The sequence below is a fragment of the Nonomuraea diastatica genome (genome assembly GCF_004349015.1).
GTDB lineage: Bacteria > Actinomycetota > Actinomycetes > Streptosporangiales > Streptosporangiaceae > Nonomuraea > Nonomuraea diastatica.
The window spans coordinates 12130-30472 of sequence record NZ_SMKP01000026.1; the positions used below are offsets into that span (position 1 = coordinate 12130).

The following is an 18343-nucleotide window of genomic DNA, read 5'->3' on the forward strand; positions in this document are numbered from 1 at the left end:
CCGGTGGCGCCCCGGGCAGGCGGGCCGATCACAGGCGGCGGGCAGGCGGGCGTCGCCGGGTGTGCCCCTGCGCACCTCAGTGGCGCGCGCAGGAAGGGCCGGCGCCGTGAAGGGCGAGAACTGTCGGTGGCGGCTGGCACAGTATCGCCCGTGCCCCGACCACTGAAAGAAATGATCAATTCTGCCTCCGTGCAGGTCCTGGCCGAAGGGCTGACCGCGGCCTGGGCGCCGTTCCCCCGCGTCCGCTTCACCGAGCGGGCCCTGGCCGGGCTCGGCGGGCTGGAGCTCAAAGACCGCGTCAGGCATGTCGCGGCGGCGCTGCACGAGGCGCTGCCGCTGCCCTATCCCCGGGCCGCCGAGATCGTGCGCGAGGGCGCGTCCCGGGTGCGGCTCGACATGTGGAGCGGCTGGCCGGCCACCGACCACACGGCCACCGCGGGGCTCGAACATCTGGAGCCCGCGATGGCCACGCTGGCCACGCTCACGCCGTACGCGACGGGCGAGTTCGCCGTACGCCCCTTTCTGGAGCGTTATCACGACGACGCACTCAAGATCATGCATGCGTGGGCCGAGTCCCCCGACGCGCACCTGCGCCGTCTGGCCTCCGAGGGCTCACGGCCCCGGCTGCCGTGGGCCGGGCGGGTGGCCTGGCTGATGACGCCCGGGCCGACGTTGCCCCTGCTCGACCGCCTGCGCGACGACCCGAGCGAATACGTGCGCCGCTCGGTCGCCAACCACGTCAACGACCTGGCCAAAGACCATCCCCAGGTGGCTCTTGAGCTGCTCGCGCGCTGGCGGTCCGATGGCGGCTCCCACGTGGAGAAGGTGCTGCGGCACGCGGCACGCGGGCTGCTGCGCACGGGCCACCCCGAGGCGCTCGCGCTCATGGGCGTCACCCCGGGCAGCGGCGCGGTCGACGCGCTGGCCCTGGAGGCCGACACCGTGCCCATCGGCGGGAAGCTGTCCTTCACCGTCACGGTCACGGCCGGCGCGCCGGGGCCGATGCTGCTGAAATACGCGATCCGGCGCCCGGGCTCGCGCCGCGTGTTCCACCTGGGCCAGCGGGCGGCCGGTGGCCCCGGCGCGACGTTCACCCTGCACAAGAACCATTCCTTCCGCCCGGTCACCACCCGTGACGAGCCACCGGGCGGGAGGGAGCTCGACGTGATCGTCAACGGCAGGGTGGCCGCGACCACCGCGTTCACCCTGGTCGATTCCCCACCCGAGCCAGACCCTGCCACCGGCTCGGCCCCGAAATGAGAGACTCGTCCCCGGGCAGAACGTCCCGCGCAGCAGTCCTTACACCGCACCGACCTGGAGGCAGACCCACCGTGATTCGCGACGTCGACCTGCTGGCCATCGAGATCGGCGTCATCTGGCGCCTCGACGACCACGGCCGTCTGCCCGGTCCGGAAGACCTGGTGATGGGTGTGGCGGCCGACGGCATGACCGCGGCGGTGCGACACGACGTGCCCGGCGCGCTCACCGCCCGGCTGCTCGATCTGGTCGCCCGCGGCGACCCTTCAACCCCCTGTCAGCCGCCGGAGGTGCTGGAGCAGTGCCGCGTGCTCCTCGGAGAGACGACGACGGTGTCCAGCGGGCCGTGCTACCTGATCCCGCCGTCACCGGTGCCCTTCGACGCTCCCGCAGCCGGAGTGCTCCGGTCGGACGACCCGGCGCACGCCGAGCGCGTACGCTCCCTGCGACCCTGCACCTGGGCCCGCGATGAGTGGGACGACCTCCTCGACGGCCGCGACGGCGCGCCCTGGGCAATGGTCGTGGCGGACGACCAGGTGGCCGCCATCTGCCACACCGCGCGCCTGACAACCGCCGGCGCCGAGGCGGGGGTGTGGACCGCACCGGCGTTCCGCGGTCGTGGCCTCGCCGCGGCGACCACCGCCACCTGGGCCGATCTCCTGCCGGGCACCCGCCTGTTCTACAGCACGAGCGCGGACAACCACTCCTCGCAGCGGGTGGCGGCGCGGCTCGGGCTCCGCGCCATCGGCTGGTTGTGGAAGCTCACCCGCTAAGGGGAGCCACCGGGCCGGCTGACACGACCCGCGGGCACCCCGTTCCCGGTCCGACCTCACTGACCGCCACCGCCTCTCCCATACGGACACCCGCCATCGGCGGGTGCCGGGCTCACCCACCGGCGCCGCCTCCGTGCACGACCTCCCGGTCCCATCGGGACCTCGGCTGGGTGTGCAGGCGCCAGTAGTGCTCGGCGATGTCGTCGGGGTCGAAGTCCGTGCCGGGCGCGACGGGCCCGGCCACGGTGACGCTGGCCACGTGCACACCCGACGGCCCCCACTGCTCGCCGAGGAGGTCCACCAGGGTCCGCACACCGGCCTTGCCGAGCGAGAGGCTGGTGTAGGCCGCCTTGGGCTCGGGCATCCCGCCGGTGATGAGGAAAGACCCGCCGCCACGCCGGGCCATGGCGGGTGCGACGTGCGCGGCCGTGATCAGCGCACCTACCACGTTGACCGCCCAGGTGCCGAGGTGCGTACGCATGCTCGCCTCGGCGGGCGTGTCGGGCCGGATGACGGCCGCGTTGTAGACCACAACGTCCGGCGTGCCCAGATCGGCGGCGGCCGCGTCGAGCGCGGCGCGCAGTTCGTCCTCGTCGGCGCTGTCGGCCCGGTAGGCGCGTGCCCCGTCCAGATCCAGCGTCGTCCCTGACCGCGAGACGAGGGCGACCTCCATGCCCTCTTTCGCGAACCGGCGGGCGACGGACCGCCCGATCCCCGGTCCCGCCCCGATCACCACCACACCCGGCATCATCGGCTCCTTCGCGTTGTTGGCCTGGACAGTGAGACGGTAAGGCGTCACATCGATGTGAAGGTCAAGGGAACACATGCGGATCGGTGACCTGGCCCGGGAGACCGGGGTGAGCAGGCGGCTACTGCGTTACTACGAGGAGCAGGGCCTGCTCAGGCCCGCGCGGCTGCCCAACGGCTACCGCGACTACGGCGACGCGGACGTGGCCGCCGTCCGCCACATCCGGGCGATGCTCGGCGCGGGCCTGCCGACGTCGGTGATCGCGCGTTTGCTCGACTGCGTGCATGACGACGGCGGGCGGATGGTGCCGTCCGGGTGCCAGGGCATGGCCGGCAGCCTGCGGAGGGAGCGCCGGCGCATCGCCGAGACCATCGAACGGCTCCAGACGTCCCAGCGCGCGCTCGACTCCCTGCTGGCGGCCGTCACGGAACAGCGGTGACCGCGTGGACCGGCTCCCGCCCGAGCCACCGCGCCAGGGGCGGCCACCGGTCACCATGATCACGGTCAGCGCCACGAGCCGCGCAGGCCGGGACCCGCGTTGCGCTGTTCGTGGCGGTCCCGCGGAGGCCGGGAACGATCGCGCCCGGGGAATCCGGCATCGGCCGGCTCCCTCAACCGGGTGGCAGGCGAGTCACGATGCCGTCGAGGATGAGGTCGAGCCCGAGCAGGAACTGGGCGTCGAAATCGCCGTTGTCCACCTGGGCGTGCCGGGCTAGCTCGTCGACGTGGTCGTCAAGGTGCCGGCTGACCTTGCCACGGATCTCGGCGTCGGCTTCGGGCGTGCGTACGGTGTCCCACCAGGTGTTCTCCGATGCGACGAAGCCGTTGACGTACGAGCTGAGCGTGCCGACGGCGGCGACGAGCGTGGCGCCGCTCAGCCCGGCCTCGGCCAGCGCGGAGTAGAACACGCGGGAGCGGGCCACCGCGTTCGGTCCGAGCAGGGGGCGCGTGGCGGTGAGCGCGGGCACCCAGGGGTGGCGGCGCATCACCTGCCTGCTCTGGGTGAGCTGGCGCACCAGGAGCTCCCGCCACGGGCCGGCCTCCGCGGGCTCGATCTCGCCGATCACCTCGTCGAGGGCCAGGTCGAGGACGTCCTCCTTGCTCCTGACGTACTCGTAGAGCGACATCGTCCCCGCCCGCAGGCGCGCGGCCAGCGCCCGCATCGAGAACCCGGCCCCACCCTCGGCGTCGAGCAGCGCGACGGCGGCCGTGACGATGCGCTCGCGCGTCAGGCGCGGCCGGCGTGGCCGGTCGTCGTCGCGGAACCAGATGGACTCCGGCACGCTCCCACTTCCTTTCCGCGCCCTTTCTCCGCGCCCTTTCCGTCCCCCTTCCGTGCACTGTACGGAAAACCGTACGGCTAGCTTAGGCCGCCCAGGACGAAGGAGGAGAATCCATGGCAGAACAGCGGTGGCAGCACGACTACGCGATGCTGGCGTTGCGGGTCAACCAGTTGCTGGGCGGCGGCCTGCTCATCTACTCGGGTCCGGCGGAGTGGCGGGCGACGGCGGAGTCGGAGGCGCCGGCGCCCCCCGGCGAGCTGGCCGGGGAGGCGGATCGGCTGCTGGAGTCCGCCCCGTCGGCATACCTGGCCGCGCAGGTGCGCGCGCTGCGGGCCGTCGCCCGCCGGCTGGACGGCGGGCGGCTGCCACTCGCCGAGTACGCGCGCGAGTGCCTGGGCCTGGAGCCGCGGCGGCTGCCCGAGGAGGTGTTCGAGCAGGCGCACGCGGAGCTGGACGCGGCGCTCCCGAGGACCGGCGGGTCGCTGGCCGACCGGATGCGGGCGTGGCAGGCGGCCCACACGCTGCAGCCGATCGAGCGGCTTCCGGAGCTGGCGGCCAGGGCGGTGGCCGAGACGCGGGCGCGGACGAGTGCGATCATCCCGCTGCCGGAGGAGAGTGTGGAGGTCCGGCTCGTGGAGGGGGCGGCGTTCCACGCGGCCGGCGCGTACGAGGGTGGGCTGAAGTCCACGATCCACGTCAACAAGGCGATCCCGTTCAACCTGGCCGACCTGCTGTACGTCATCGCGCACGAGGGCCATCCCGGGCACATCGCCGAGTCGATGCTCAAGGAGCACCGGCACGACCAGAGCGTACGGTTCATGGTGTCGCCGTCGTTCGTGCTCAGCGAGGGCCTCGGCCTGCTCGCCGAGGAGATCGTCTTCCCCGGCGACGCGGCGCGGGCCTGGCTAGACGAGCACGTCTTTCCCGAGGCCGGTATCCGGCCCGACGGGAGCGACCTGGCCGCGATCCACAACGCGAAGAACGTGTTGTGGGGCGTCTGGGGCAACGCCGTGTTCATGGCGGACGAGGGGAGGAGCGAGGCGGACCTGGCCGCCTACCTGGGTCGGTGGGCGTTGTACAGCGAGAGCGAGGTGGCGCTGGCCATGGGGCTGATCAAGCCATCGCCGACAAGCCCGTACCTGTTCGGATATTTCCATGGATGGGAGCTCCTGCGGCCCTGGGCGACCACGCCGGACCGGGTCCGCCGCCTGCTCACCGAACAGCTACTTCCCGCCGGCATCATCCCCTGACGCGCGCCGCGCGATCAGCGCCTCGACGCCGTCGAGGAGCAGTTCGAGGCCGAAGCGGAAGTCGTCGTCGACCCATCCTTCGGCGCCGCGCAGCGCGCCCCCGCGCACGGCGGCCGACAGCGCCGGGTAGGTCTCGGGGTCGAGCAGCCCGGCGAGGACCTCGCCGTAGTCGCCGGCCCCCTCGATGCCCCCGTCGTCGAGCTGCGCCTCTCCTACGCCGACCGTGGTGACGAGCGCCGAGTCGGTCAGCGCGTAGCCGGCCAGGGCGCTGGCCACGTTGATCCTCTCTCCGTCGTCCAGCCCCAGGCCGTCGAGCGCGGCGAGCAGGCGGTCAAGCCAGAGCAGCCGTCTGGGGCCGAGCGGCGGGCTGAGCCGCGCGATCGGCAACAACCAGGGGTGCTCAAGGAGGATGTCGCGCTGGGCGCGGGTCCAGAGCGCGAGGTAGTCACGCCAGGGCCGGCCCGCGGCGTCGGGCGGCATCGGCACGACGAAGTCGGCCATCGCGGTGAGGAGGTCTTCCTTGCTCCCGACATATCGGTAGAGCGCCGTCGCCGCCACCCCCACCCGCGAGGCCACGCTCGCCATCGAGACCCCGGTCAGACCCTCGGCGTCGGCGATCTCGATGGCAGCCGAGGTGATCATGGCCAGGTCGAGCCGCGGTCTCGGCCCTCGGCGCGGGACCGGCTCGCGCCCCCACAACCGCTCCACGACGGGCGGCAACGACCACTCCTGCGCCATTCGGGTTCCTCCTTGACTCACTCCTAGGATTCTGCATTATCGTAAAACTATGAACGTCATACACAGTACGCCATTCACAGAAGCTGTTCACGTCAGAGGACTGACCAAGTCCTTCGGCGGCACGCGGGTGCTCGCGGGGATCGACCTGACCGTGCCCACCGGCTCGCTGCTGGCCCTGCTCGGCCCGAACGGCTCCGGCAAGACCACCACCGTGCGCATCCTGACCACCCTGCTCGCGCCGGACGGCGGCACCGCCACCGTGGGCGGCCACGACGTCACCCGCGAGGGCGTCGCGGTGCGCCGCATGATCGGGCTGACCGCTCAGCAGGCCACGGTCGACGGCCTGCTGACCGGCCGGGAGAATCTTGAGCTGTTCGCCGGCCTCTACCACCTCGGCGGGAGGCAGGCCCGGCGGCGAGCGGGCGAGCTGCTCGAACGCTTCGACCTGACCGCCGCGGCCAACCGCCGGGTCTCGACCTATTCCGGCGGGATGCGCCGCCGCCTCGACCTCGCCGCGAGCATGATCTCCAACCCCAGGATCCTCTTCCTTGACGAGCCCACCACCGGGCTCGACCCGCGCAGCCGGGCCGAACTGTGGTCGGTGATCCGCGAACTGCTCGCCTCCGGCACCACCATCCTGCTGACCACCCAGTACCTCGACGAGGCCGACCACCTCGCCGACCGCGTCGTGGTGATCAACGGCGGGCGGGTCGTGGCCGATGACTCCCCCGCCGCGCTCAAGCGCCAGGTCGGCTCGGAACGCCTGGTGATGCGCCTGTCGCGGGCCGACGACGTATCCCGCGCCGGGGCCGCGCTCGCCGACGCCCACCTCGGCCCGGACGCCCGCGAGGTCACCGTGGCCGTCCAGGATCCCAGGCACCTGCGCAGGACACTGGACCTGCTCGACCGGGCCGGGATCGACGTCGAGCACGTGGCGTTGCGCGCCCCCACCCTGGACGACGTGTTCTTCGAGCTCACGGCGGCCGCGGCATGAGCGCCCTCGTCACCTCGGCCGGCGACCTGCGCCGCCTCGTCGCCCGCGACCTGCGCCGCGAACTGCGCGTCCTCGACGGCCTCATCGTGAACACGGCGCTGCCCGTGATCATCATGCTGCTCTTCGTGTACGTGTTCGGCGGCGCGATCACCACCGGCTCCAGCGGCCTGCCCTACATCGATTTCGTCGTCCCCGCCGTGCTGCTCATGTCAGGCGGGTACGGAGCCGCCCTGTCCGCCGTGAACATCTCCGAAGACCTGACCGGAGGCATGATCGATCGCTTCCGCACCCTGCCCATCAGCGGCTGGGTGGTGCCCGCGGGACACGTCGTGGCCTCGGTGGTGCGCAACGTGGCATCGTCCGCCATCGCCCTTCTCGCCGCGATCATCCTCGGGTTCCGCCCCGACGCCACCCTCACCGACTGGGCTCTGGTGCTGGCGCTGGTCGCGGGATACGTCCTGGCGATGTCCGCCCTCGCGGTCGTGTGGGGACTCCTGGTCAGGTCGACCCAGGCGGCGGGAGCGTTCAGCTTCGCGATGCTCTTCCTGCCGTACCTCTCGGACGGGATCGTCCCGGCGGAGACGATGCCGGGCGTGCTGCGTGACTTCGCCTACAACCAGCCGGCCACACCGATCATCGAGGCGCTGCGGGCACTGCTCCTCGACCGGCCCGTGGGCTCGTCGGGGGCGGTGGCGGCGGCGTGGCTGGTCGGCGTGGTGGTGATCAGCGTCCCGGCCGCGGCCCTGCTCTTCCGCCGCAGAACCGCCGCCTAGCCGCCGCGCCCACCTGGAACCAGGCAACCGGACACCTAGGCCGGACGCGGTTGCGTGCCGTCCCACCTGGAAACACGCACAGGCCCTGATCCGGCTACGGGCTCCGACACCGGCACGGGCCCTGACCAGGCCACAGGCCCCGACACCGGCACAGTCCCTGACCAGGCCACAGGCCCCGACCAGGCTAACGGGGCCTGACACGGGCGCAGGCCCTTACGCGGCTGCGGGCCTGTCACCGCTGGCACAGGCCCTGACGCGGCCGCAGGGGGCCTGCCACCGGCACAGGGGGCCGACCGGGCCACCGGGTCGATCAGGGTCGAGGCGCTATCCCTGCCATGACCATGTCGACAACCCGTTCGGCCAGGTCGGGAGCGAGTTCGCCCTCGGGCGCCCACTTGGTGTGCCAGTGCATCGTCCCCGAGAGCAACGCCATGCCCATGTCGACGTCCAGGTCGGGGTTGAGCTCGCCGGAGGCGATGCCGCGCTCGATCACCGCGCGCATCGCCTGCCTGCGAGGAGTGATGGCCCGCTTGACGAACCGCTCCATCAGCCGCGGATAACGATCGGCCTCGCTCATCGCGATGTTCATCACGCAGCGGCTGCGAGGCTGGGCCGATTCCCTGCGCATGGCGTCGAGCAGGCTGATCAGGTCGTCGCGTACCGATGTGCCGCCGAGCTCCGGCAGCGGCGCCTTGAGCGTGGCGAGGGCGTCGACGACCAGATCTTCCTTGTTGGACCAGCGCCGGTAGATCGTCGTCTTGCCGACGCCCGCCCTCGACGCGATCGCCTCGATGGACAGCTCGGACACGCCCATGCCTTCGCCAAGCAGATCGAGGGTCGCCTCGACGATCGCCTTCTCGGCCTTCTCGCTGCGCGGACGGCCCGCGGGGCGGGCAACCGCTGGTTCCTGGATCATCATCGCGGCCTCACACTGTAGCGGGTTCCCTCTGTTCCGTCTGCAGCACCGGGCGCGGCTTGCCGGGCATCCACCTGGCCACCACCACGATGCCGAGCAAGCCGACCACCGCCGAGACCAGGGCCGTGACGTGCATGCCGTGGACGAACGCGGCGAACGCCGGCTTGATCAGCGCCTGCCCCTGCTCTCCAAGAGACTGGGCGACGCCCATCGTCCCCATGATCGACTCACCGGCGGAGTGCCGGGCGTCGGCGGGCAGGCCGGCCAGCACCGGCGCCATCTCGCCCCGGTAGCTGGAGGACAACACCGAGCCGAGCACCGCCACGCCGAGCGCGCCGGCCAGCTGGCGGACGGTGTTGCTCATCGCGGACCCGACGCCGGCCTTCTCCCTCGGCAACGATTCCATGATGGCGGTGGTCGCGGGCGGCATGATGTTGGCCATCGCCGCACCCTGCACGAAGAAGACGATCTCGATCAGCAGGATCGGCGTGTTCTGGTCCATCAGAGCGTAGCTGCCCAGTGCCAGCGTCACCACGATCATGCTTACCGTGGCCGACAGCTTGGCGCCGAACCGCTCGTTCACCCGCTGGCTGAGCGGCGCGAAGATGAGCTGCGCCGCGGCGAACGGGATCATCAGCGCTCCCGCCTGCACCGGCGTGAATCCCAGCACGATCTGCAGGTAGAAGGTCAGGAAGAACATCCCGCCCATCATCGCGAAGAAGACGATGCCCATCATGCCGATGGCCGAGCTGAAGCGGACGTTGGCGAAGTTGCGGACGTCGAAGACCGGGTGGTCGATGCGCCGCTCCCACCACACGAACACGCCGAGCACCGCCAGCCCGAACAGCGTCGGCACCAGCACTTCGGCGCTGGCCACGGTGGCGAGCTCGCCGCCGCGGATGATGCCGTACACGACGGCCACGAGACCGATGATCGACAGCACCACGCCCAGCGGGTCGAGCCTGGACGGCTTCGGGTCACGCGACTCGGGCACGACCATGGAGATCAGGATCAGGCTGACCAGCACGATCGGCACGTTGACCAGGAACACCGAGCCCCACCAGAAATGCTCGATCAGCAGGCCGCCCGTGATCGGGCCGATCGCCACCGCGAGACCGACACCACCGGCCCACACGCCGATGGCCTTGCCGCGCTCACCGGGCGGGAACACGTTGGAGATGATCGCCAGCGTGGCCGGCATGATCGCCGCGCCGCCGATGCCCATCGCCGCCCTCGCCAGGATCAACTGCGTCGGATCCTGGGCATAGGCGCTGGCCAGCGAGGCCAGCCCGAACAACACCATGCCGATGAACAACATGCGCTTTCGCCCTGTTCGGTCGCCGATCACGCCGAACGTGAACAACAACCCGGCGAACACCAGCGTGTAAGAGTTGATCGCCCATTCGAGCTCGCTCTGCGTCGCCCCCAAACCCACCGTCTCGTCGGCGATGGTCTTCATCGCGACGTTGAGGATCGTGTTGTCCAGCACGACGGCCAGCAAGCTGAACACCAGCACGCCGAGGATCGCCCATCGGCGTGGATGTCCCGTTTTCGAATCCATGACAAGGTCCTTTAATTTCGATACGCCTAAGTTTCGCAACGACACCGTAGCGCAATACATTCCGATACGCAACGGCCCCGTTTCGTAAATAAGGAGTGAACGCTGTGAGTCGCGAGAACACCGCGACCACGCCCACCACTCGCCCCCAACCCCTCACACCGGTGCCGGGGACGTTCCCCGCTTCGACGCTCGCCGCGACCGATGCGGAAAGGGGTGGCCCACCACGCGCAGCCCGTCGGCACCGGGCTCGCCGGCCTCCGCTTCCAGGCGCGGGCGCTGGGGCCTGACGGCATTCCCGCCATCGTCGAACCCCGGCAGGCCGCCGAACGCCTGGACCTGGCGGCTGTCCGTCATGGTCCACGGCCTCAGCCGCAAAGTCGTCGAGGCGTTCGCCCTAGCACGGGCAGACACGCGCGGCGAACACGCTCCGAAGTGCTATGAATACGCCTGCAGCATGGCCGCGCCCGAGATTCAGCGCCTCATGGAGGGGATCATGACGTCCACCGACTGGCCCGTCCACAGCCCCTTCGCCCGCGAGCACTATGGCCGCGGCCTGGAGGAAGGCCGCATCAAAGGCAGAGCCGAAGGCCGGACAGCGGGTAAGGCGGAGGAAGCGGCCAGAATGGTGCTGCTCGTGCTGACGGCCCGCGGTTTCGACATCCCGGAAGACGCCCGCGCACGGATCACCTCCTGCACCGACCTGGACCACCTCGAAACCTGGCTCACCCCCGCGGCCACCACGCAGACCCTTCACGACCTGTTCAGCTGATTCCCAGAGGGTCCTGGCGTGCCGGAGCGTCCTCCACCAGCACTGGAGGATCCTCCATCGGCGTAAGGGAAGTGCCCTTCTCCGGCGCCCGGACGGCCTTCTCTCCTTGCACGCCGGACGTCCCCTCCACCGGCACCACGGCTACCTGCTCCACGGGCGCCGTGGCAACCGTCTCCACCGGCACCTTGGAACCACCCTCCGGCCGCGGCGTAACGGGCCGGCTCAGCGCGGTGGCTGTCATCGGACGGCGGTGCCAGAACGGGAAGGCGATCACCACCGTGGCCACCCCCGCCAGGCCCGCCACGGCGAACGCCCATGCCGGACCCTTCCCATCAATGACGGCCCCCGCGATCGGCGCGGAGACGGCACCACCCACCAGCAGCGCGGTGCCATGGAAGCCCATCGCCTCGCCCCTCGCCCCGGCGGGCACCCAGCGGGTAAGCACGTCGACGCTGGACGACAGGGACGGCGCGCAGAGCACGCCCGAGGGCAGCAACGCCAGGACCAGCCAGTGCCAGCCGCCGCCCACCCACCCCACGGGAATGGTCAGCAAGCCCATGGCTCCGACGAGGAGCAGCGGCGAGAACCCGCGGGACAGGCCACCGTACAGCAAACCGCCGATCAGGGAGTAAACCGACCAGACGGCCACGGCGAGGCCGACCCACGCTGTCTGGCCGGCGTGCTCCATGGTGGCGACCAGAGCGAGCTCCGCCGCCGTGAGCACGAACGTGGCCGCCGCGACCGTGCCGAGCAGCGCCGCGAACGCCGGCGTGACCCACTGCCTCCTGGGCACCTTGACCGTCTGCTCCGCCGTCTCGTCGGCCGAGCGGGTGGGCGGGTTGAGCACGATCAGCCCCACACCCGCCGACGTCACCCCGAGCCCGATGATCGCCATCGTCGGGCCGCTGCCGAGCGTCGTGACGCCGGCCACCGCGAGCACGGGACCGGTCATGTAGGACAACTCGACCAGCGTCGAGTCGAGCGCGAAACCGCTGCGCCGCTGGGGCTCGGGCACCATGGCGGCCAGGCACTGGCGCGTCACGCTGAACACCGGTGGCCCCAGCAGCCCCGCCACCGCCGCCGCCACGGCGAGGACGGGGAACGGCAGCGCCCACGCGCACGCCCAGAACACCGCCTGCGCCCCGGTCGTGACGGCGACCACGGGACGTAGCCCGTACTTGTCGACGAACCTCCCCGCCAGCGGCGAGCCGATCGCCATGCCGATCGTGCTGGCCATGGTGACCAGCCCCGCCCGGGCGAAACCCAGGTCGAGCGTGGTGGCGACGTGCAAGGTCAGCGCCATGCCCACCGCCGTGGACGGGATGCGCGCCAGCAGCCCCACGAGCAGCAACGTGGGGAGACCCGGAATCCTGAGCAGGCGCCGGTAGGGGTCAAGAGCCATGGTGTTCGTTACCTCCACGCTGATTCTGGCAATCGGCCCCGACATTTCTGCCACTGGTTTTCCGCGCGTGCCATCATCGGAGGAGTCCGGGGACGCCACTGGGGCGCCTCGAGACCTTCCTGGAGTGATGACACATGTCCTCTTCAACCACGCTGTACGGCGGCGCCGACGGACGCCGCGTCACCGTCCGCGACCTCGCCGCCGCCAAGGAGCGCGGAGAGCGGTGGCCCATGGTCACCGCCTACGACGCGATGACGGCGAGAGTGTTCGACGCGGCGGGCATCCCTGTCCTGCTGGTGGGCGACTCGGCGGCCATGGTCGTCTACGGCCACGACTCCACGCTCCCCGTCACGGTCGACGACCTGCTGCCACTCACGGCGGCCGTCGTACGCGGCTCGTCGCGCGCGCTGGTGATCGCCGATCTGCCGTTCGGGTCGTACCAGTCCTCTCCGCAACAGGCGCTGGAGACGGCGGCGCGCTTCATGAAGGAGGCGGGCGCGCACGCGGTCAAGCTGGAGGGCGGCCGCCGGGCCGTGCCCCAGGTCGAGGCACTGGTCTCGGCGGGCATCCCGGTCATGGCGCACCTGGGCCTGACCCCGCAGTCGGTCAACGTCATGGGCGGCTACCGCGTCCAGGGGCGCGGGCAGTCAGGAGACGAGCTGATGTCGGACGCCAAGGACCTGGAGGGGGCCGGAGCGTTCTCGGTGGTGCTGGAGTGCGTGCCGGCCGATCTGGCGCAGCGGGTGACGACGTCGCTGGCGATCCCGACGATCGGCATCGGAGCGGGCCCCTCGACGGACGCGCAGGTGCTGGTGTGGCAGGACCTCATGGGGCTGACGCCGCGGCCGGCCAGGTTCGTCAAGCAGTACTCGGACATGGCCGCCGAGATGGACCGCGCCGTCCGTGCCTTCGCCGCCGACGTCACCTCCGGTGCCTTCCCCGCGCCCGAGCACACCTACCGCTGACCGCGGCGCACCGACACTTCCCCGGCAGGCCCGGCAGTCCGCCGGGGAAGCATCCGTCCGGTCCGCAGGGGATCCGATTCCTCCCTCGCCTGAAGTCGAGGGTTTCCTCGGAGGTATCCAATGAACGACCGGCCCTCACCGCACGGGACATGAACGTCCCCGACAAGAACGAACGAGCCCGACCGGCCCGCACACGAACACTCCCGGCAAAAACCAACGAGCCCGACCGGCCCGGACCGTCCGTGCTGGATGCGCACCCCGCGTCTCGGGGCACGCGCATGCTCATGCCGCGCGGAGCGCACGCCGTGAGGATGCCCGGCCCCGGTCGCTGCCGGGGCCGGCGCGGCTCACGGGCGGTCAGACGGCCAGGGTGGCGGGATCGGTGTTGGAGCCGCAGACGATGACCGCAACACGCTCCCCCGGGCTCGGTGTGTAGACGCCCGACAGGAGCGCCGCGTACGCGGCCGCGCCGGCGGGCTCGGCCGCGATCCGGTGCCGCTGCCAGAGGGCGCGACGGGCGGCCACGATCGCCGCGTCCGTCACGAGCACGCTTTCCACCCTGGGCCCGGAGAGGATCTCGAAGGCCAGGCCGCCGATCTTGGTGGCGCCCAGCGCGTCGGCCCCCACACCGCTCACCTCGACGGGCACCGGCCGGCCCGCCTGCAGCGCCGCCCGCAGGGTCGGAATCCGCTCGGGTTCCACGGCGACGATCCGCGGACCCGCCCCGGAAACGCCCGCCGCGGAACCCGGGGAGCCCACCGGACCCGGCGCACCCGGCATACCCGCCGAACCCTCCGTGCCGGACATATCCGCCGTACCCGGTCTGCCCGCCCTGTCCGCCGTGCTCTCCGTACCCAGTGTGACGCCGGCGGCGAAGCCGCCGCCACCGACGGCCACCACCACCGTGTCCACGCCACCGGTCTGTTCCACGACCTCCAGCCCAGTGGTGCCCTGCCCGGCGATCACCTCGGGCTGGTCGTAGGCGTGCACCGTCAGCGCGCCGGTCTCGGCGGCGCGTTTGGCGGCGGCCTCGGCGGCCTCGGCATAGATGGCGCCCGTCTGCGTGATGTGCGCGCCCAGCGCCTCGAGCCCCGCCACCTTCACCGGACTGGTCACCTCGGGGACGAAGATCTCGGCTCGCACGCCCAGCTTTCGCGCCGCGTACGCCACCGCCAGCCCGTGGTTGCCGCCGCTGGCCGCGATCACCCCGCCTGCGGGCAGCTCGCCCGCCGACAGGATGCGGTTGAACGCCCCGCGCACCTTGAAGGATCCCGAGTGCTGGAGCAGTTCGAGCTTGAAGAACAGCCCGGGCGAGATCTCGAGCACCGGGGTGCGGAGCGCGAAGCCGTCGATCCTCCTGGCGGCGGCCAGCACGTGCTCGTGGGCGACGGTGGTCACGTTGTCCCCTCGTTCGTCGTTGTGGAGTTGCAGAGTTGTGGAGTTGCGGCGTTGCTGGTTGTGGAGTTGCGGATCTGTGGAGTTGCGGTTCTGATCGCAGAACCCGACCCTATGCCAGCGCCTGGGCGATGTCCGACCACAGGTCCTCGGGGTGCTCGATGCCCACCGCGATGCGCACCGTGCCCTCACCGATGCCGCTGCGCGCCAGTTCCTCGGGGCTGAGCGACCGGTGTGAGGTGGTGGCGGGGTGCAGGATGAGCGTCTCTACGCCGCCCAGCGAGGGGGCGAGCAGCGCCAGGTGTACGGAGCTCATGAACTTCTCCCCGGCCGCCCGCCCGCCGGCCAGGTCGAACGCGAACACCCCGCCGAACCCCGGCAGCAGCTTGCCCGCCAGCTCGTACGACGGGTGCGAGGCGAGCCCCGGCCAGTGCACCGCCGTCACGGCGGGGTGCTCGGCGAGCCGGATCGCCAGGTGGTGGGCGTTGGAGCAGTGGCGTTCCATGCGCAGCCCCAGCGTCTGCAGCCCGCGCAGCGTCAGCCAGGCCGCGAACGGGTCGGCCGAGGCCCCGAGCTCGATCGAGAAGTGCCACACCTTCTCGTAGAGTGCGGCGTCGGCGAAGACGGCGAGCCCGCCGACCACGTCGGTGTGCCCGGACAGGTATTTGGTCGTCGAGTGGACCACGACGTCCGCCCCGTGTTCGATCGGCCGGCAGAGCATGGCCGTGGCGAACGTGTTGTCGACCACGGACAGGATGCCCAGCTCGCGCGCGGCCGCGCACATTCCGGGCAGGTCGGCCACGAGGGTCATCGGGTTGCTGATCGTCTCCAGGTAGACGAGCCTGGTCTCGGGCCGCACGGCGGCGCGCAGGGCCGCGGGGTCGTTCTCCGGCACGTACGTGACCGCGATCCCGAACCTGCCCGTCAGCTCGTTGAGCATGGCGGCGGTCCCCCCATAGAGAGATCGCTGGGCCACCATGTGGTCGCCGGGCTTGAGCAGGCCGAGCAGGACGGTGTTGATCGCGCCCATGCCCGATCCGGTGGCCACGGCTCCGGCGCCGCCTTCGAGCCCGGAGACGGCCAGTTCCAGGGAGCGGACGGTGGGATTGGTGTAGCGCCCGTAGACGAACGCGCCGTCGGGGCGGCCCATCGACGCGGCCATCACGGCGGGGTCCTCGAACACGAACCCCGAGGTCTGATAGATGGGAACGCTGATCGGACGGCTGCCCTCGACGGCCGGCTGAGGCGGGTGCACGGCCCGCGTTTCAGGGCGGAATTCGCTCATAGGCTAAGGATCGCCCATAAAAGGGACTCGATGTCAGGGCCAATGCCACAGAATTGGTCCATGAATGGGGCCAATCATGATGACCTCCTCGATCTGCTGGGCCGCTGGGCGTCGGGACGCGGGCCGCTGTACCTGCTACTCGCCGCCAGGCTGCGGGCGCTGATCGACGACGGCGTGCTGCCGCCGGACGAGCCGCTCCCGCCGGACCGCGTGCTCGCCAGGCGGCTGGCGGTGGGCCGGGGCACCGTGGTGGCGGCGTACGACCTGCTGCAGCAGGAAGGGCTCGTGGTGCGCCGGCAGGGCAGCGGCACCCGGGTGGCCGCACTCGACCTGCCCGCGGCGCGGTCCGCCGACGGCGTGGCGGCCAACCCGCTGCTGATGCACATCCTGCATCCGCCGGACGGCGTGCGACTGCTCACGTGCGCCGCGCCGCCCGACCCGCCGGACGCGCTGTTCGAGGCGTACGCGGAGGCCGGGGCACGGCTGGCCGGTATGCGCGGCCTGGGTTACCAGCCGGCCGGCGAGCCCTCCCTCCGGGAGGCGCTGGCCGCCTACTACAACGGGCGCGGCGTGCCGACGACGCCCGACGAGATCATCGTGACGACCGGTGCGCAGCAGGCGCTCACCCTGCTCGCCGGGCTGCTGCTGGCCCCTGGCGACACCGTGCCGGCCGAGACGCCGACCTACCCGGGTGCGCTGGAGGTGTTCAGGCACGCCGCGGCGGCCATCCGGCCGGTGACGGCGGAACAGGCGGGCGCGGCCATGCGCGAGCGGCCCGCGCTGGCGTACTTCGTACCCACCGCCCGCAACCCGGACGGCGCCGTCATGGACGTCCCGGTGCGCAGGCGGCTGGCCGCGCTGGCCGCGGAGCACGACGTACCGCTGATCGACGACGAGGTCCGCGCCGAGCTGTGCTTCTCGGGTGAGACGCCGCCGCCGCTGGTGGCGTACGGGCGGGGTGAGCAGGTCATCACGGTCGGCTCGCTGAGCAAGCTCGTCTGGGGCGGGCTGCGCGTGGGGTGGATCCGCGCGGCGGCCCCGCTGGTCGCGCGGCTGGCCAGGCTGCGGGCCGTGTACGACCTCGGCGGCGAGGTCGTCAGCCAGCTCGCCGCCGTCGCCCTGCTCCGCCGCCTCGACGAGGTACGCGCCGACCGCGTGCGCACGTCCCGCCGGCTTCACGACCATCTCTGCGCCGAGCTGCGCGAGCGCCTGCCGTCGTGGTCGTTCGAGCCCGCGCTCGGCGGCCAGACCCTCTGGGTACGGATCCCGCGAGGCGACGTCGACTCCTTCGCCCAGGTCGCGCTCCGGCACGGGGTCGCGGTGCCGCCTGGCAGGTCGTTCGACCCCGCGGGCGGGCACGCCGACCACATGCGGCTGCACTTCCTGCTCCCCGAGGACGAGCTTTCGCGGGCGGTGAACAACCTGGCCGCGGCCTGGGCCGTCTACGACGGATCGGACAAATCGGTCTCCCGTAGGACCCTGGTCGTCTGACAGGGTGGGATCATGGAAACGACCTTCGTACTCGTGCACAGCCCCGCGGTCGGGCCCTCGACCTGGGCTCCCGTGGCCGAGTCACTGGAGCGCCGCGGGCACGCGGCGGTGGTGCCCGACCTGACCGGCGTGACCGCGGGCGAGGCGCCCTACTGGCCGCAGGTGGTGGAGAAGGTACGCGCGGTCACCCCCGGCACCCGCGTGGTGCTGGCCGGGCACAGCAACGCCGGACTCCACCTGCCGTTGATCAAGGAGGGGCTCGACGGGCGGGTGGTGGCCTGCGTGTTCGCCGACGCGCACCTCCCGCCGCGCGACGGGCTGGTCAAGGTCGCGGACGACGGGTTCCTGCCGTTCCTGCGCGACCTCGCGGGCCCCGACGGGATGCTTCCGCGCTGGACCGACTGGTGGGACGAAGAGGACGTGGTGGCGCTGCTGCCCGATCCCGCGGTACGCGTGCGGGTCGCGGCGGAGCAACCACGGCTGCCGCTCGACTATTACACGCAGTCCCTGCCGGTGCCCGCGGGGTGGGACGACGTGAGGTGCTCACTGTTGTGGTACGGCCCGCCGTACGACACGATCGCCGAGGAGGCCGCGCGGCGCGGCTGGCCCGTGACCCGCCTGCCCGGCCAGCACCTGCACCAGGTGATCGACCCGGAGGGCGTCACCGACGCGCTGCTCATGCTCTCCGGAAAGTCGTGAATTCTTCACTGCCGTCCGCGATCACGTTCGGCGATAGTCGGATC

General features: G+C 71.5%; 18 protein-coding genes. 10 read left to right on the top strand and 8 right to left on the bottom strand.

Annotation, left to right across the window (positions count from 1 at the left end; translation table 11 throughout):
* The first annotated feature begins 171 nt into the window (after positions 1–171).
* The gene (locus E1294_RS11895) at positions 172–1260 is read left to right on the top strand and encodes a hypothetical protein (protein ID WP_132507782.1); all 1089 of its coding nucleotides are present in this window, start codon (positions 172–174) and stop codon (positions 1258–1260) included.
* A 71-nt stretch (positions 1261–1331) separates the two neighbouring features.
* Positions 1332–2030: a GNAT family N-acetyltransferase gene (locus E1294_RS11900; protein WP_220447688.1), complete on the top strand. Its 699-nt coding sequence runs from the start codon at positions 1332–1334 to the stop codon at positions 2028–2030.
* Between the two features lie 112 nt (positions 2031–2142).
* On the opposite strand, the gene E1294_RS11905 is transcribed toward E1294_RS11900, so the two are convergent.
* Positions 2143–2778 (bottom strand): SDR family NAD(P)-dependent oxidoreductase, encoded by a 636-nt coding sequence (locus tag E1294_RS11905; protein WP_132507886.1) that lies wholly within the window; start codon positions 2776–2778, stop codon positions 2143–2145.
* Positions 2779–2854: 76 nt separating this feature from the next.
* Here E1294_RS11905 and E1294_RS11910 point away from each other — a divergent pair, with 76 nt between their 5' ends.
* Entirely contained in the window at positions 2855–3217 is a 363-nt protein-coding gene (locus tag E1294_RS11910) for a MerR family transcriptional regulator (protein WP_132507784.1), read from the top strand.
* A 172-nt stretch (positions 3218–3389) separates the two neighbouring features.
* Here E1294_RS11910 and E1294_RS11915 read toward each other — a convergent pair whose 3' ends face one another.
* Positions 3390–4061, bottom strand: coding sequence for a TetR/AcrR family transcriptional regulator (locus E1294_RS11915; RefSeq protein WP_132507786.1), 672 nt, complete (start codon positions 4059–4061; stop codon positions 3390–3392).
* 113 nt (positions 4062–4174) lie between these two features.
* Here E1294_RS11915 and E1294_RS11920 point away from each other — a divergent pair, with 113 nt between their 5' ends.
* Positions 4175–5311, top strand: coding sequence for a DUF885 domain-containing protein (locus E1294_RS11920; protein ID WP_132507788.1), 1137 nt, complete (start codon positions 4175–4177; stop codon positions 5309–5311).
* On the opposite strand, the gene E1294_RS11925 is transcribed toward E1294_RS11920, so the two are convergent.
* On the bottom strand, positions 5285–6049 hold the full coding sequence (locus tag E1294_RS11925) for a TetR/AcrR family transcriptional regulator (RefSeq protein WP_132507790.1): 765 nt from the start codon (positions 6047–6049) through the stop codon (positions 5285–5287). The two genes, E1294_RS11920 and E1294_RS11925, sit on opposite strands and share 27 nt — an antisense overlap.
* A 49-nt stretch (positions 6050–6098) precedes the next feature.
* On the opposite strand from E1294_RS11925, the gene E1294_RS11930 reads away from it, so the two are divergent.
* Both E1294_RS11930 and E1294_RS11935 read left to right on the top strand, forming a co-directional pair.
* On the top strand, positions 6099–7043 hold the full coding sequence (locus E1294_RS11930; RefSeq protein ID WP_132507792.1) for an ATP-binding cassette domain-containing protein: 945 nt from the start codon (positions 6099–6101) through the stop codon (positions 7041–7043).
* Complete coding sequence (locus E1294_RS11935) at positions 7040–7816, top strand: ABC transporter permease (RefSeq protein WP_132507794.1); 777 nt, start codon at positions 7040–7042, stop codon at positions 7814–7816. Before E1294_RS11930 ends, E1294_RS11935 begins: the two co-directional genes overlap by 4 nt.
* 310 nt (positions 7817–8126) lie before the next feature.
* Here the strand turns inward: E1294_RS11935 and E1294_RS11940 are convergent, their stop codons facing one another.
* Positions 8127–8735 (bottom strand): TetR/AcrR family transcriptional regulator, encoded by a 609-nt coding sequence (locus E1294_RS11940; protein WP_132507796.1) that lies wholly within the window; start codon positions 8733–8735, stop codon positions 8127–8129.
* A 7-nt stretch (positions 8736–8742) separates the two neighbouring features.
* Positions 8743–10293 carry an MFS transporter gene (locus E1294_RS11945; RefSeq protein ID WP_132507798.1) on the bottom strand — a complete coding sequence of 517 codons (1551 nt, stop codon included), beginning with the start codon at positions 10291–10293 and terminating at the stop codon, positions 8743–8745.
* A 454-nt stretch (positions 10294–10747) separates the two neighbouring features.
* Here E1294_RS11945 and E1294_RS11950 point away from each other — a divergent pair, with 454 nt between their 5' ends.
* Positions 10748–11062, top strand: a complete 315-nt coding sequence (locus tag E1294_RS11950; protein ID WP_132507800.1) for a hypothetical protein — start codon at positions 10748–10750, stop codon at positions 11060–11062.
* On the opposite strand, the gene E1294_RS11955 is transcribed toward E1294_RS11950, so the two are convergent.
* Entirely contained in the window at positions 11055–12464 is a 1410-nt protein-coding gene (locus E1294_RS11955; protein WP_132507802.1) for an MFS transporter, read from the bottom strand. The genes E1294_RS11950 and E1294_RS11955 overlap by 8 nt on opposite strands.
* Positions 12465–12598: 134 nt before the next feature.
* Here E1294_RS11955 and panB point away from each other — a divergent pair, with 134 nt between their 5' ends.
* Entirely contained in the window at positions 12599–13429 is an 831-nt protein-coding gene (gene panB, locus E1294_RS11960) for a 3-methyl-2-oxobutanoate hydroxymethyltransferase (RefSeq protein WP_132507804.1), read from the top strand.
* A gap of 357 nt (positions 13430–13786) precedes the next feature.
* Here panB and E1294_RS11965 read toward each other — a convergent pair whose 3' ends face one another.
* The gene (locus E1294_RS11965) at positions 13787–14827 is read right to left on the bottom strand and encodes a pyridoxal-phosphate dependent enzyme (RefSeq protein WP_246082957.1); all 1041 of its coding nucleotides are present in this window, start codon (positions 14825–14827) and stop codon (positions 13787–13789) included.
* A 109-nt stretch (positions 14828–14936) separates the two neighbouring features.
* Entirely contained in the window at positions 14937–16109 is a 1173-nt protein-coding gene (locus E1294_RS11970) for a trans-sulfuration enzyme family protein (RefSeq protein WP_132507806.1), read from the bottom strand.
* A gap of 60 nt (positions 16110–16169) precedes the next feature.
* On the opposite strand from E1294_RS11970, the gene E1294_RS11975 reads away from it, so the two are divergent.
* Both E1294_RS11975 and E1294_RS11980 read left to right on the top strand, forming a co-directional pair.
* Positions 16170–17600, top strand: a complete 1431-nt coding sequence (locus E1294_RS11975; RefSeq protein WP_132507808.1) for an aminotransferase-like domain-containing protein — start codon at positions 16170–16172, stop codon at positions 17598–17600.
* A gap of 12 nt (positions 17601–17612) precedes the next feature.
* Positions 17613–18299, top strand: coding sequence for an alpha/beta fold hydrolase (locus E1294_RS11980; RefSeq protein WP_132507810.1), 687 nt, complete (start codon positions 17613–17615; stop codon positions 18297–18299).
* The last annotated feature ends 44 nt before the right edge of the window (positions 18300–18343 follow it).